We start from the raw sequence: 14,273 nt of genomic DNA, 5'->3' as shown, positions 1-14,273 counted from the left end.
CCGGCTGGCCGGCACGTCGGGACGCGATGGTGCAATAGTGGTGAAACAATCGGAGGTTTTATGGGCGAGGTATGCACAGTCGATGACGGGTCCATTGCGCGGGCGGCGCAGATTATCAAGGATGGCGGGGTTATCGTCATCCCCACGGACACCGTGTACGGTATCGCCTGCGATCCGTTCAACAGCAAGGCCATCGACCGGATTTACGAACTCAAGCGGCGTCCGAGGTACAAGGCGTTGCAGGTGATCATGGCCGATGCGGACGATGTGGAGGATTTGGGCCTGTACCTTCCGGCCCCGTTGAACCGTCTTGCCGCGGCCTTCCTTCCGGGGGCGTTTTCGCCGATTGCCGTCGCTGAACAGGATTGCCGGTTGAAGACGATTCGCCGTGAATCCGATGGGCATGCGACGCAGGCGATCCGTGTGCCGAATTCCGCGTTGTCGTTGCGTATCCTGCGTGCGACCGGCCCGGTGGCGGCCTCCAGCGCGAACCGGTCCGGCGATGAAAGCGCCCAGACCGTTGACGAGGCCGTCGCCGCGTTCGGCGACCAGGTCGATCTGTATCTTGACGGCGGCCCGACCCAAGGCCATATTGCCAGTACGGTGGTCGCGGCCGACCCGACGGAACGCGACGGCATCAACGTTCTGCGCGAAGGCGTCATCCATCAGGCGGCGATTCGCGAAGCCCTGCACATCAACGGCGGGGGATTGGGCGCATGAGGGTCTACCTGTTCATCGCCGCGGTCGCCGGGGGAGCCACGTGGCTGATCACCCCGCTGATTCGCCATATCGCCATTCATATCGGCGCGGTCGGCAGGGTTCGCGCACGTGACGTGCACACCATCCCGACCCCGCGCATGGGCGGCTTGGGCATGCTGATCGGATTCGTGGTCGCCATGCTGTTCGCCAGCCGCATCCCGTTCATTTCCGGCTTGTTCACGGCGAATCATCAGGCTTGGGTGGTTATGGCGGGCGCGATCATGATTTGCCTGCTCGGCATGGCCGATGACTTGTGGGATTTGGACTGGATGCTCAAACTCGCCGGTCAGCTGCTCATCTCGGTGTTCGTGGCGTGGGGTGGCCTGCAGATTATCTCGCTGCCACTCGGGTCCTTGGTTACCGCGTCCCCAACGCTGTCGATGGCCATCACCGCATTCCTGATTGTCGCGTCCATCAACGCGGTGAATTTCGTGGACGGCCTGGACGGGCTAGCCGCCGGCATTGTCGCCATCGGCGGTATCGCGTTCGGCTTGTATTCGTATATTCTCGCGCGCTCGTCACCCAGTTACGCATCGATGGCTACGCTCATCGATGTCGCGTTGGTCGGGGTCTGTGTCGGCTTCCTGCTGCACAACTGGCATCCTGCGAAACTGTTCATGGGCGATTCCGGCTCGATGCTGCTCGGCTATCTGATCACCTGCGCGTCGATTGTGATGACCGGGCATTTGGATCCGGCTTCGTTGCACACGAGCGTGTATGTCCCGGTATTCATGCCGATTTTGCTGCCGATTCTCGTGCTGTTCCTGCCGGTGCTGGACATGTGTCTGGCCATTGTGCGGCGTTTGAGCAAAGGCCAGTCGCCGATGCACCCCGACCGCATGCATTTGCATCACCGGATGCTCAAAATCGGCCATTCCGTCCAAGGGGCGGTGCTGATTCTGTGGGGTTGGGCCGCGCTGATTTCCTTCGGGTCGGTCACCATCCTGTTCTTCCCGGTCAGATATGTGGTGATTGGCTTCCTTGTCGCCGCGGCGGTGCTGACCGTGCTCACCATGTTGCCGTATCTGCGCAGGAGGATTCCGGAGATTATGGAGGAGGACGCCGCGTATTCGAAGCACCATGCCGCCCAGCATGTGTGTCCGCAGTCGGGGCGGGGTGCCGATCGGCCGACTTCCGAGGCCGGGAATGAATCGCGGGATGCGGGAAAGGACAGGGAAAAGGACGCGGATCGTCCGTCGCAAGCGTGATCGGGCCTGTCTACCAGCAGGCGGATGCGGGATTGCGGCGCGAGCCCACGGTCCATGTCTTGCAACGCTGCGCTCGAAAAGCTCGTAATGACGCCCATTTCGGTCGTTCGCGTGTCGCAAGTCAGGTCACGACCTTATAGTGTGGTTATGGCTTCAAATTTTGATACGCAAGCGCAAGCATATGCTCCCGTCCCTCCGATTTTCGCCAAGCTCGGCCTCGCGTATGACGATGTGCTGCTGCTCCCGAACGAGACGGATGTGATTCCGTCTGAAGTTGACACCACCACCCACCTCACCCGCGAAATCACCATGAAGACCCCGGCGATTTCCGCGGCTATGGATACCGTCACCGAATCCGATATGGCTATCGCCATGGCCCGCAACGGCGGCATCGGCGTGCTCCACCGCAACCTGTCCATCGACGATCAGGCCGCTCAGGTTGATATCGTCAAGCGCAGCGAATCCGGCATGATCACCGACCCGCTGACCGTGAACCCGGAAGTCTCGCTCGCCGACCTTGACAAGCTGTGCGGCAAGTTCCACATCTCCGGCCTGCCGGTCGTGGACAAGGACAACAAGCTCGTCGGCATCATCACCAACCGCGATATGCGGTTCATTCCCTCCGAGGATTACGATCGTCTCGAGGTCAAGGACGTCATGACCAAGGACCACCTGATCACCGGTCCGTCCAACATCTCCAAGGAAGACGCGCATCGTCTGCTCGCCAAGTACAAGGTCGAGAAGCTGCCGCTCGTGGACAACGAGGGCCATCTGACCGGTCTGATTACCGTTAAGGACTTCGTGAAGACCGAGCAGTACCCGGACGCCACCAAGGACGACCAGGGCCGTCTGCGCGTGGCCGCAGGCATCGGTTTCTTCGGTGACGCCTGGCAGCGTGCCTCCGCCCTTATGGAGGCCGGTGTTGATGCGCTCGTCGTGGACACCGCCAACGGCGAAGCCCGTCTGGCACTCGACATGATTCGTCGCCTCAAGGCCGACAAGGCGTTCAACGGCGTGCAGATCATCGGTGGCAATATCGCCACCCGCGAAGGCGCACAGGCCATGATTGACGCCGGCGCGGACGCGGTCAAGGTCGGTGTCGGCCCGGGCTCCATCTGCACCACCCGCGTGGTCGCCGGTGTCGGCGTCCCGCAGCTGACGGCTGTCTATGAGGCCGCCCAGGCGTGCAAGGCCGCAGGCGTCCCGTGCATCGCCGACGGTGGCATCCACTATTCCGGCGATATCGCCAAGGCGCTGGTGGCTGGCGCGAGCACCGTCATGCTTGGCGGCGTGCTCGCAGGCTGCGAGGAAGCCCCGGGCGAGAAGGTCCTGCTGCATGGCAAGCAGTACAAGCTGTATCGTGGCATGGGCTCGCTGGGCGCAATGGCTCCGCGCGGCAAGAAGTCCTACTCCAAGGACCGTTACTTCCAGGCCGATGTCACCAGCAACGACAAGGTCGTGCCGGAAGGCGTCGAAGGCGAAGTCCCGTACCGCGGACCGCTCAACGCCGTGCTCTACCAGCTGATCGGCGGCCTGCACCAGTCGATGTTCTACGTCGGCGCGCACAACATCAAGGAACTGCAGGAGCGTGGCCGCTTCATCCGCATCACCGACGCTGGCTTGCGTGAATCCCATCCGCACGACATCGTTATGACCGCGGAAGCGCCGAACTACTCCGGCTTCCACAACAACTGATGTCCTGACAGCCCCGCGGGCGTGATTCCGCGGATTGCTGCCGGATTGCAAGGCGGCCGCCCTGTTGCCAGTGCATCAGAGCGGCCGCCTTCTTGGTACTACCGACGAAAGAGACGAACGAAAGAGACCTGCGAAAGACGTCCGCCCGCCCCACGGATAGGCTGCACACGTCGTCGTCATGATTGAGAGAAGAAGGGTATGGTCACCAAAGACTTCTGGGTATTGCTCGCCATGGTGCTGTATTTCGTCGCCATGCTGTCCATCGGATTCGCCTATTCGAAACGTTCGAACTCCTCGGCGAAACAGTATTTCGCCGGCGGTCGCGGTGTCGGCCCGTGGTTGACGGCCCTGAGCGCCGAAGCCTCCGACATGAGCGGCTGGCTGCTCATGGGTCTGCCCGGTCTGGCCTACTTCACCGGCGCTGCCGACGCCATGTGGACGGCGATCGGCTTGGCAATCGGCACATATCTCAACTGGCGGCTGGTGGCCCGGCGTCTGCGGCGATATTCGGTAGTTGCGGGCGACGCCATCACCGTGCCGGATTTCTTCTCCAAGCGCTTCCATGACAAGAAGAACGTCATCTCCACCATCGCAGCGCTGATTATCCTTATCTTCTTCTGCGTGTACGTGGGCAGCTGCTTCGTGACGGTCGGCAAGCTGTTCTCCACCCTGTTCGGCTGGGATTACCATCTGACGATGGTCGTCGGCGCGGCTGTCGTGTTCGCCTACACGCTGATCGGCGGCTACCTGTCCGTGGTTGTCACCGACTTCATCCAGGGCATGCTCATGTTCTTCGCGCTCGCCGTCGTGTTCATCGGCTCGATCGTCTCGGTCGGTGGCGTGGATAACACCGTGACCTTCCTGCGCGGCATCCCGGGCTTCCTCGACGGCACGCATCTGGCCACCCCGGTGCTCAACTCCATGGGCGAACAAATCGTGCGCGACGGCAAGGCGGTCTTCGGCGCGCCCACCGATTACGGCATTATCACTATCATCTCCATGCTCGCTTGGGGGCTGGGCTACTTCGGCATGCCGCAGGTGCTGGTGCGCTTCCTGTCGATCCGTAGCTCCGAGGAGATCCGCAAATCTAGGATCATCGCCACCACCTGGTGCGTGATTTCACTGGCATGCGGCGTGTGCATCGGTCTCGCGGGACGCGCGATGATGCCCACCCAGTTCGGCACGCAGGCCGCCGCCGAGAACATCTTCATCGTCATCGCACAGGCGCTGCTGCCGAGCTTTATCTGCGGCATCGTCGTCTCCGGCATCTTCGCCGCATCCATGAGCTCCTCCTCGTCATACCTGATTATCGGTGCGAGTGCGGTGGGGGAGAACATCTACCGCGGTGTCATCAACCGCAAGGCCACCGACAAGCAGGTGATGATGGTGGCGCGCACCACGCTGCTGGTCATGTTCCTGTTTGGCATTTTCGTGGCCTTCGACCAAAATTCCTCGATTTTCCAGGTCGTTTCCTACGCGTGGGCGGGGCTCGGCGCGTCCTTCGGCCCGCTGATGCTCCTGTCCCTGTACTGGCGTCGCACGAACAAGTACGGTGCCATCGCCGGCATGCTCGGCGGCACGGTCACGGTGCTCATCTGGCATAATCTCATCAAACCGCTCGGCGGTGTCTTCGCCATCTACGAGCTGCTGCCCGCGTTCATCATCTCGCTGCTGCTCATCGTCGTCGTCTCGCTGCTCACACCGGCGCCCGAAGATTCGGTGCTGTACGAATTCGACCACTATCTCGACGATCCCGCCGACCGCAAGGTCGATGACGATCTGGTCGCAGCCGAAATCCAAGCCGCCGAGGAACGTTCGCAAATCTGAGACGCGATGCTTCTCCCACCCCCGCGGTAACCTGAGAGGTCCGGTCCGCGGGGGTTCGCATGCCGCCGAAGTCGGACATGACCGTTGATACATGAGGAAAGAGGCACCATGGTAGACGCACATGACGCAGAGACCTATACCGCGCAAGATTCGCGCATGATCTGGATTGATTGCGAGATGACCGGACTGGATATCTTCCACGACGAGCTGTGCGAAGTGTCCGTCGTCCCCACCGATTTCGACCTCAACGTGCTCGACGAGGGCGTGGATTATGTCGTCAAGCCGTCCGACGCGGCTGTCGCCCATATGAATGATTTCGTGCGCGCCATGCACACCCGTTCAGGCCTGATCAACGAATGGGAACACGGGCTGAGCCTTGAGGAAGCCGAACGCAAGGTGACCGAGTATGTCGCGCGGTTCACCCCAGACGGGGTCAAGCCGTTGCTTGCCGGCAATTCCGTTGGCTCCGACAAGAAATTCCTCGACCGCTACATGCCCGGCCTCATGGAGCACCTGCACTACCGGGTCATCGACGTGAGCACCATCAAGGAGCTCGCCCGCCGCTGGTATCCGGACGTCTACCGCAACCGTCCGGCGAAGAACGGCGGCCACCGTGCGCTCGCCGATATCATCGAATCCATTGACGAGCTGCGCTATTACCGCGATATGCTGTTCGTCCCGACTCCCGGTCCGGATGCCCCGGCTGCACAGGCGGGTGCTCGCCATATCGAAGCGACCAGCCTGCTGCGTACCTACGAGAAGAACGGCAACGCCCTCGAGTAACGAGCTGTAACATGCCGTACCATGCCGGCGAGGGCTCTGGAAAAATCAGGCACGCTGCCGGCATTCATCGGCGATACCTCAATCGGCGATACCATCATGGGAAAGGACCAAGCATGAGCGCAACGCGATGGACCGCATCCACGCCGCTTGACGGCGATATCTCGATGGTGGTCGCTGATATGGACGGCACGCTGCTTGACGGCGACAGCCGCATTCCCGAGGGGTTCTGGCCGCTGCTGGAGCGGATGCAACAGGCAGGCATCGAGTTCGTGCCAGCGAGCGGACGGCAGATTTTCACATTGCGCGACATGTTCGGCGAGGCCATGCCATCCGGCTCATTCATCGCCGAAAACGGCAATCTTGTCGTCGCCCAAGGCCATACAGTCAGCGTGACCGCGCTGCCCGCGGACGCGGTGATGCGGATGATCGATATCCTTGCGCTCGCCGACCTGCCTCAAGGCCATGATGTCGGCATGGTGGTGTGCGGGGAACATAGCGCGTATATCAACCGCCGGGATACACCGTTTGTTGACGAGTGCCGGAAGTATTACCACCGTCTTGAGTTTCTCGACGATCTGCATGAGGCGGTGACCGGTGAGCGCGCTGACCGTGTTCTGAAAGTGGCGGTATTCGATTTCGGTGATGTCCGGGTGCCCGCGGACGAGCTGTTCGCACCATTGCGCGGACAGTATCAGGTGGTGGTATCCGGCGCACATTGGGTGGACATCATGGACGTGAACACCGACAAACGTCGAGGGGTGCTCGCCTTGCAACAGCAGCTGGGCATTACGCCCGCGCAGACCATGGTGTTCGGTGACTATCTCAACGACCTGCAGATGCTCGGCGCAGGGCAATGGTCGTTCGCCATGGCCAACGCGTACCCGGATGTGGTGGACCAAGCGCGTTTCATCGCCCCCGCGAACACGGACCAAGGTGTGCTGCGCGTCATCGAGGCCATGCTCGATGCTCGAGAGAACCCGGAATCATCAGGGGCATCCCATGCTGCAGACTGACGCGCTGAGGATCCTTGATACGGGCACAAGCGTATTCCTTACCGGCGCTCCGGGTGCGGGTAAGACGTATGTGCTCAATACCTTCGTCAAGCAGGCACGGGCGCGTGGAGCGTCCGTTGCCGTCACCGCATCCACGGGAATCGCTGCGACGCATCTTGACGGGCAGACCATCCATTCGTGGAGTGGCGTCGGCGTCGCCGAAGCGATGACCGACAGCCTGCTGAAACAGATCAAGACACGGCGTGGCAAACGGATTCGTGCCACTGACATCCTTGTCATTGACGAGATCTCCATGATGCACGCTTGGCTGTTTGACATGGTCGATCAGGCGTGTCGTGCGGTCCGGCGCAATCCGGAGCCGTTCGGCGGGCTTCAGGTGGTCATGTCCGGCGATCTGTTCCAGCTGCCTCCGGTTTCCCATGCCCGACGCGACCGCGAACTTATCGTTCCGCCGCCCCAGATGGTCGCCATGCGTGAACGATACGAGCGCGCGGGGCGCAATCCTGAAGGATTCGTCACCGAATCGCTGGTGTGGCCCGAGCTCAATCCTGTCGTATGCTATCTGACCGAACAACACCGTCAGAATACCGGCCAGTTGCTCGATGTCCTGACCGACATCCGGCATGGCGCCGTCACCGATGCCGACCGTTCGGCACTGGGCACCCGCATCGGCGTCGAACCGTCTGACGATGACGTCGCCGTCTACCTGTTCCCCAACAACCGGCAGACCGACGAGCTGAACAATCGTCGTCTCGCGCAGATCGACAGCCGTGAGCACGTCTTTGAAGCCGAGGCGTCCGGCCCCGTACAGTTGGTGAAACGGCTCAAAAGCACGATGCTTGCCCCTGAACTGCTGACGCTGAAGGTCGGGGCGGCTGTGATGGCGTTGCGCAACGACACCAATCAGCAATATGTCAACGGATCGCTTGGCACGGTGGTGGATTTCGTCGCCAATCGTGACGGCGACGAGTATCCGATGGTCCGTTTTGACAACGGGCATATCGTCGTCATGCAACCCGCCGCATGGGAGATGATGGACGGTGAAACGGTACTCGCCTCGGTCAAGCAGGTGCCGCTGCGCTGTGCATGGGCGATCACCATCCACAAATCGCAGGGCATGACTCTCGACCGCGCGCGGATGGATTTGCGTCGGACTTTCGCGCCCGGCATGGGGTATGTGGCTCTCTCCCGCGTCGAATCGATGAACGGCCTGTACTTGGATGGCATCAATGATCGCGCGTTTCTGGTGTCCCCCCAGGCGGTGGGGCTTGATGGCATTCTGCGCGACCATTCGCAGATGGCTGAGCGTGAGCTTGCCGAGCATGGCGAGGATGCCTTCCGTGACAAGGGCGAGGAGCCTCCAGAGGACGAATTCATGCAGGGCGGATTGTTCTAGACGGGGTTGCAGGCGGACAATCAATCTTCCCCGGGCTTCCCATGTGTGGTTTTCCGCGTGTGGATTCCCGCGTCACGGCGATGAGCAGGCTACACTGGTGGTATCGGATGCGTCCGGCTCATAGGAGAGCAGAACGCCATCGCAAGGAGGTTCGCCATGAAGAAATCGACTGTGGTATCCATCATCGGCTTGTTGATCATGTTCGTCGCGTTCGTGCTGTTCCAAACGTGGCCGCTTGTGCTGTTCGGCACGCTGAAACTCACGGATGTGCTCACCTTGGTCGGCGGCCTCATGTTCATCATCCCGGTATATCTTGATTCCGTGAAACGCAAGAGCGCCGACAACGCCCCGAATCCGGCGGTGTGGTCGACCTTGCCGCCGATCGGCATGGCCGTGGTTTGCGTCGGCATCCTGCTGCCGAACAGTTTGACGTTCTTCCATCTGTTCTCGCTGCCTGACGTGTTCTATCTGGTCGGCTGCCTGATGATGCTGCCGATTTTCCTGTACCCGATGTCCGGGCTGGAGCGTGCGGAACTCGAAGAGACCGTCGAGGAGGAGGTTGACGAAACAACAAGCGCGCCTGCGGGTGTCAAGAAGCATCAATAACAAACACATGGCCCTCTGCCTCGCTGGCATTGCGCTCAGCGTCGGCAGAGGGCCATGTTGGTATGGGGGAGAGATCACCAGATGGTGTTGAGCGTGTTCACCTTGCACGCGGTGACGTTGCCTTGGGCCTCGAGCTTCATCCGCACCTGCGGCTCACCGGCCTGGAACAGCATGGTTTCCGCTGCCTCGCCGTCATTGAGGAACACCTCGGCGACCTGATGGTCGAAGAACACCTCGATGTGGCGCACATCGCGAATGCCGCTGTCATAGGTGTTCTTGTCGAAATCACCTTGCCCGCTCGTCGCCAGACGGGTCACTCCATCACGACGCACCAAGCGCAGGCTTTCCGGCGTGCTGCCGTTGGTGTTGCGGTTCTCGGCGATCGTCAACGTGAAGTCGGCGTCGTCGTCCAGCGTGATATCCGCGTAATACAAGTCGTTCGGGCATGTCGCAGACCACTGCTTGACATTCGATGTGGTGCTGGTGGAGGCGTCGATCTGGATCGGGGCGCCGACCAGCTGATCGTACACTTCCTTGATCGGCTTGCCGATCAGACGGTCGTTGACGACGTGGAGTTCGCGCGGCAGCGACATGATGCCGTTGGCGCGGCATGGCCCCTCCCGACGGACGCCGGCATGGTCGACGATCCATGCGATGACGATACGGCGGTCGTGGTCATCGCGGAAGCTTTGCGTCGCATAGTATCCGAGACCGAAGTCGATCCAATCGCTGGACGTTACGGTCAGACGCGGTGCCTTCCCGTCATCGTTGAGATCGCCCACATACCAACGAACCGGCTGGAAACTGCCCTCTGCGGTGCGGTAGTGCATCAGCGCTCCGCAGGCGACTGTGCGGTTGTCAAGCGCGAACATATCCGGGCACTCGTAGGTACGGGAGACTTGGTGACCGAAATCAGCGAGGACCGGCCCCTCATACTGCCACACAGAGTTGCGGTGCAGCGGCAGGGCGGTGGAGAACAGCGTCATAACAGGCACGGTCGCCTGGTTTTCCTGCGCTTCACCCGGCTTGCCCATCGGGTAGGTGGCGAACCAGCCGGCGGTGGATGCGCGGCTGATGCCGGCATCGGCATGCTGGTCGAATTCGTCGACCGGCTGGTTGGTGGCGGTCACAATCCATGCGCGTCCGTTGTGCGTTGCGTTCAGCGGCAGGTTGGTTTCGATTTTCGGATCGCGGAAATCCAGCCCGGTCGTTGGCGTCGGCCGGGTGATCCATGGTGTTTCCACTTCGAAGTGGATGCCGTCATGGCTCAGGCAGGTTGTCTGGTATTCTTCGACGGAATGCTCATCGCCACGGGTTTCGGTGTGGCGCGTGAGCGCGAAGCGGATGGCATCGGCGTCTTCACCTTTGCATGGATAGCCGTCGTTGTTCACGGTGATGGCGGAGCCGGAGAACGCGCCGCCGGTCAGGGTATGGTCGGTGGCGAATTCAGGCTGCGGCTCCAGCACGATCGGCAGATGCGTCCAATGCACCAGGTCGCGGCTCACCGCATGGCCCCAATGCATGCAGTCCCAGCCCCATCCGTAGGGGTTGAATTGGAAGAACAGGTGGTAGCGTCCCCTGAACTCACACAGACCGTTCGGGTCGTTCATCCAGCGCGCAATCGGCTCGAAGTGCGATCCTGTGCGTTCCGGCTGGCGGTAGATGGCCGCCGTGGTAGGCAGCGTATCCCATTGTGCGAAATCCGGATCGAGATTGACGTATTGAATGCCCTTGTCGAGGTCATTGTCGCTTCCGCTCAGATATCCGAAACGGCACACCGCCTGATTGATGCTGATGTCCAGGTCGGTGCCGGCGGGCACGTCGAACTGGAAGTGGTGACGGTTTTCGTTCTTCGGCATGACCTCGTGCGCGATGGTGGTTCCATCACTGGGGCGAGTCAAGCTGATTGATGCCGGCTCGCCTGTGCGCTCGACGAACAGGTCGAGACGGGTGTAGTCGCCGGTGGCGATATGCGCGCTGGTGGTGTTGGTAGTGGGAAGCATGGTGCTCCTTTGCAATGGTGGTTGTTGGTTGAAAAATGGTTGGTTGCCGCGGGCACGGCAGGTTCTGGGCAGATGCCGCGACATGCGGCGGTGGCCTCGACGATGGGCTTATACAGCTCGTCTGGTTTGCCTGGGCCGATGTCGGTCAGCGCTTTGGTCTGCCGTTACTCGTTCCCATGAGGTGCGTGTTGGACGGAGTCCCGCTCGATGATCGAACCATGCACTGTCGTGAATGTATCGTCGGTGTCGAAGGATGAGCGAAACATCTGGTCGGGCTTGATGTCCGGCTTATCGCGCTGTTCGATCATCGCCACAAGCTGAAGGACCGCTTCGAAGCCCATCTCGTAATGCGGCAATTCGATGGTGGTCAGTCCTGGGCGCAACGCGTCGGTGATATTCGGCAGATTGTCGACGCTGACGATGGAGATGTCTTTGCCGATCGTCATGCCCAATGTATTCGCCGCGGCGTAAATGGATGAAGCTCGAACGTCATTGAAGCAGAACACGCCGTCAGGCGCGGCGTCTTTCAACAGGTCGACGGCCCGTTCATCGGCGTTCTGGTGTTCCGTCGCTCTCACAATCAGCTGCGGATCATCGTTCATACCGGCATCGTGCAGCGCCTTGCGATACCCTGCCAGGCGCTGCAGTTGAGCGATGATTCCTGATTCTGAGCCGAAGAATGCGATTCGTCGGCAACCCGCCTTGATGAGCCGGTTGGTCGCGTCATAGCCGATGCCGAATTCATCAGGGAAAATCGACGGCAGATCATGGTTCACGTCCTCAGCGTCGACCACAACCGTCGGCATGGAACGCAGGGCCGAAGGAACGTCCACGACGCGATGGTACATGAACGCGTATAGGAAGCCATCGGCGTGGTATCGCTTGAGTGTCGCGATTTCCTGCCGTTCCAGCGACTTGTCGTTGTTGGTGTTCATGGAGATGAGGATGTAGCCCAGTTTGCGGGCGGCTTCCTGTGCTCCAAGCATGATGCGCACTGCGGAAGGCGTGGTGATGATCTCGTCGGTGACGAAGCCCAAGGTGTGCGACTTGTTGGTTTTCAGCGTCCGTGCGAGCATATTCGGCTCATAGTGGAGCGATGCAGCGGTTTTACGGATATGCTCAGCGGTGGTGTCGCTTACGCGATTCTTGTACTTGCCATTGAGCACGAGGGATACGGCGCAGACGGAGACACCTGCCTGCTTGGCGATATCTTTGAGAGATACCATGTGTGCTCCTTACTTGTCTGCGGTGCCGGTCGTCTGCAAGTGCAGACGGGGCTTGTCGTCTTCGGTCGGCCTGACCATGCCCGGTACTTTGCCGAATTTGCCGACAATCATCATGACGAAGAACACTGGCAATGCTACTCCGAATGCGGGGACGAGTCCTGGCCATGTCATCCATGCGCATACGGTGAGGATGACCAGGACGGTCAGGCACAGGCTGCACAGTGGACGTGCGATGACCATCTGGAGGGTCATGCGGACAATCCACCAACCGGATTCATTGAAGTTGGCTCTCATTGCCCATGACAGGCTGCAGAACAGGCCGTAGAACACCATGCCAATCAGCAAGACGCCTGCACTGGCGTATCCCAGTGTTCCGGCGTCATGGAAGTTCACCACCCAGTAGTCGAACATCAGCAGCAGCCACAACAGCGCTTGAGACCAGCCGAACCGGTTCGCGCCGGCGAGCTCGTCCTTCCACGCGCGGTGAAAGACGGCCCATGTTTGGCGGATGCTCCAGCTGTGGTCTTCGTCAAGCCACCAGGTGCGGTATGTCGTGTAGGTCGCTGAAATCGAAGGGAACAGGCCGATGACGACCACGCCCATCAGCGTATGCACGAGGAACGCCACGTGGGTGACCGCGATCATGAGCACGACGCGGCAGAAGCGTTCGTATCCTACGGCGAATGAACGTAACATGACTCTCCTTCAAGTCAAGTCGTGTGCGGGTGACGGTGAGACCGTTGCACCCGCGGTTCGAGAAATCGCCGGGATGCCGCAAAGGGGATAACGACATCCCGGCAAGTGCGTTGTGGGCTCAGCCCTTGACCGCTCCGAGCATGACGCCCTTGTTGAAGTACTTCTGCAGGAACGGGTAGATGACCATGAGCGGCAGCGTCGAAACGATGATGATGCCGAACTTGATCTGGTCGGCGGCCTGTTGCTGGGCTGCGGCATCGACGTTGGTCGCGGTGCCTTGCGCAACGAGCAGCAGCTGCTGAAGCACGACTTGCAACGGTTGCTTCTCATCATCGGTGATGAAGATCAAGCCTGTCATGAAGTCGTTCCAGTGGCCGACGAAGTAGTACAGGCCGATGACGGCGAGAATCGCGGAGCTCAGCGGGATCACGATCCTGAAGAAGTAGCCGAGGTAGCTTTCGCCATCCAGCTGGGCAGCTTCGAACAGCTCTTCAGGAATCGAGGTCTCGAAGAAGGAGCGGGCCACGATCACGTTGTACACGCTGACCGCGCCCGGGAGAATGAAGACCCACATGGAGTTGAGCAGGCCGAGCTGCTTGTACAGCAAGTAGTTCGGAATCAGGCCGCCGGCGATGAACATCGTGACGGTGAACAGGAACAGAATGACACGACGCGGCTTGAATTCCTTGCGGGACAGGGCGAACGCGCAGGGGATGGTGACCGCAAGGTTCACCGCGGTGCCGACCACCGAGTAGATGATGGTGTTGAGGTAGCCCCGCCAGATGCGGGCGTTCGCGAACACTTTGGCGTAGCCGACGAAGGTGACGCCCTTCGGCAGGAGGAACACGTCGCCGGCGGCGACCTTGTTCGGGTTGGAGAAGGACGCGATGACCACGAACCAGAGCGGGTACAGGACCGTAATCACCGCCAGAGCGATGAGCCCGTAGATGATGATCGAGGTCACCCAGTCGCCTGGGGTCAGATGCTGGTGCTGGTGTTTGTTCCAGGGGATTTCATCGCCCGAGGTTTTCGGGGCTGGCGTAACTGTTGTTGTCGACATG

The 14,273-nt window shown here is 60.6% G+C and carries 12 protein-coding genes; 8 read left to right on the top strand and 4 right to left on the bottom strand.

The window, feature by feature from the left end; all coding sequences use genetic code 11:
* Positions 1-60 precede the first annotated feature (60 nt).
* The 8 genes from CQR48_RS06425 to CQR48_RS06390 all read left to right on the top strand — a co-directional run bounded on the left by CQR48_RS06425 (position 61) and on the right by CQR48_RS06390 (position 9,287).
* Positions 61-720, top strand: coding sequence for an L-threonylcarbamoyladenylate synthase (locus CQR48_RS06425; protein ID WP_015450820.1), 660 nt, complete (start codon positions 61-63; stop codon positions 718-720).
* Positions 717-1,967, top strand: coding sequence for an MraY family glycosyltransferase (locus CQR48_RS06420; protein ID WP_015450819.1), 1,251 nt, complete (start codon positions 717-719; stop codon positions 1,965-1,967). The genes CQR48_RS06425 and CQR48_RS06420 overlap by 4 nt, the downstream gene beginning before the upstream one ends.
* 147 nt (positions 1,968-2,114) lie before the next feature.
* Complete coding sequence (gene guaB / locus CQR48_RS06415; protein WP_015450818.1) at positions 2,115-3,662, top strand: IMP dehydrogenase; 1,548 nt, start codon at positions 2,115-2,117, stop codon at positions 3,660-3,662.
* Between the two features lie 198 nt (positions 3,663-3,860).
* Complete coding sequence (locus tag CQR48_RS06410; protein WP_101452392.1) at positions 3,861-5,489, top strand: sodium/proline symporter; 1,629 nt, start codon at positions 3,861-3,863, stop codon at positions 5,487-5,489.
* Positions 5,490-5,597: 108 nt separating this feature from the next.
* Entirely contained in the window at positions 5,598-6,272 is a 675-nt protein-coding gene (gene orn / locus CQR48_RS06405) for an oligoribonuclease (protein ID WP_101452391.1), read from the top strand.
* Positions 6,273-6,385: 113 nt separating this feature from the next.
* Positions 6,386-7,285, top strand: coding sequence for a Cof-type HAD-IIB family hydrolase (locus CQR48_RS06400; protein ID WP_101452390.1), 900 nt, complete (start codon positions 6,386-6,388; stop codon positions 7,283-7,285).
* Entirely contained in the window at positions 7,272-8,681 is a 1,410-nt protein-coding gene (locus CQR48_RS06395) for a PIF1 family DEAD/DEAH box helicase (protein ID WP_101452389.1), read from the top strand. Before CQR48_RS06400 ends, CQR48_RS06395 begins: the two co-directional genes overlap by 14 nt.
* Before the next feature lie 156 nt (positions 8,682-8,837).
* Positions 8,838-9,287, top strand: coding sequence for a permease (locus CQR48_RS06390; protein WP_101452388.1), 450 nt, complete (start codon positions 8,838-8,840; stop codon positions 9,285-9,287).
* Between the two features lie 74 nt (positions 9,288-9,361).
* On the opposite strand, the gene CQR48_RS06385 is transcribed toward CQR48_RS06390, so the two are convergent.
* The 4 genes from CQR48_RS06385 to CQR48_RS06370 all read right to left on the bottom strand — a co-directional run bounded on the left by CQR48_RS06385 (position 9,362) and on the right by CQR48_RS06370 (position 14,272).
* Positions 9,362-11,290, bottom strand: coding sequence for a GH32 C-terminal domain-containing protein (locus CQR48_RS06385; RefSeq protein WP_101452387.1), 1,929 nt, complete (start codon positions 11,288-11,290; stop codon positions 9,362-9,364).
* Positions 11,291-11,454: 164 nt separating this feature from the next.
* A complete protein-coding gene (locus CQR48_RS06380) occupies positions 11,455-12,516 on the bottom strand; it encodes a LacI family DNA-binding transcriptional regulator (protein WP_101452386.1) in 1,062 nt (353 codons plus the stop codon).
* A 9-nt stretch (positions 12,517-12,525) separates the two neighbouring features.
* Positions 12,526-13,212 carry a YesL family protein gene (locus tag CQR48_RS06375; RefSeq protein WP_101452385.1) on the bottom strand — a complete coding sequence of 229 codons (687 nt, stop codon included), beginning with the start codon at positions 13,210-13,212 and terminating at the stop codon, positions 12,526-12,528.
* Positions 13,213-13,330: 118 nt separating this feature from the next.
* Positions 13,331-14,272, bottom strand: a complete 942-nt coding sequence (locus CQR48_RS06370) for a carbohydrate ABC transporter permease (RefSeq protein WP_101452384.1) — start codon at positions 14,270-14,272, stop codon at positions 13,331-13,333.
* Between the last annotated feature and the right edge of the window lies 1 nt (position 14,273).

This window comes from Bifidobacterium thermophilum (assembly GCF_002846655.1).
Classification (GTDB): Bacteria; Actinomycetota; Actinomycetes; order Actinomycetales; family Bifidobacteriaceae; genus Bifidobacterium; species Bifidobacterium thermophilum.
This window is presented reverse-complemented; position numbering and strand designations above follow the sequence as displayed.

Bases quoted from the DNA above. Each gene is read 5' to 3' on its own strand.
- CQR48_RS06390 (WP_101452388.1), top strand. From the start codon at position 8,838: ATGAAGAAATCGACTGTGGTATCCATCATCGGCTTGTTGATCATGTTC.
- CQR48_RS06380 (WP_101452386.1), bottom strand. From the start codon at position 12,516: ATGGTATCTCTCAAAGATATCGCCAAGCAGGCAGGTGTCTCCGTCTGC.
- orn (WP_101452391.1), top strand. From the start codon at position 5,598: ATGGTAGACGCACATGACGCAGAGACCTATACCGCGCAAGATTCGCGC.
- CQR48_RS06395 (WP_101452389.1), top strand. From the start codon at position 7,272: ATGCTGCAGACTGACGCGCTGAGGATCCTTGATACGGGCACAAGCGTA.
- CQR48_RS06425 (WP_015450820.1), top strand. From the start codon at position 61: ATGGGCGAGGTATGCACAGTCGATGACGGGTCCATTGCGCGGGCGGCG.
- CQR48_RS06370 (WP_101452384.1), bottom strand. From the start codon at position 14,272: ATGTCGACAACAACAGTTACGCCAGCCCCGAAAACCTCGGGCGATGAA.
- CQR48_RS06410 (WP_101452392.1), top strand. From the start codon at position 3,861: ATGGTCACCAAAGACTTCTGGGTATTGCTCGCCATGGTGCTGTATTTC.
- CQR48_RS06385 (WP_101452387.1), bottom strand. From the start codon at position 11,290: ATGCTTCCCACTACCAACACCACCAGCGCGCATATCGCCACCGGCGAC.
- CQR48_RS06400 (WP_101452390.1), top strand. From the start codon at position 6,386: ATGAGCGCAACGCGATGGACCGCATCCACGCCGCTTGACGGCGATATC.
- CQR48_RS06375 (WP_101452385.1), bottom strand. From the start codon at position 13,212: ATGTTACGTTCATTCGCCGTAGGATACGAACGCTTCTGCCGCGTCGTG.
- guaB (WP_015450818.1), top strand. From the start codon at position 2,115: ATGGCTTCAAATTTTGATACGCAAGCGCAAGCATATGCTCCCGTCCCT.
- CQR48_RS06420 (WP_015450819.1), top strand. From the start codon at position 717: ATGAGGGTCTACCTGTTCATCGCCGCGGTCGCCGGGGGAGCCACGTGG.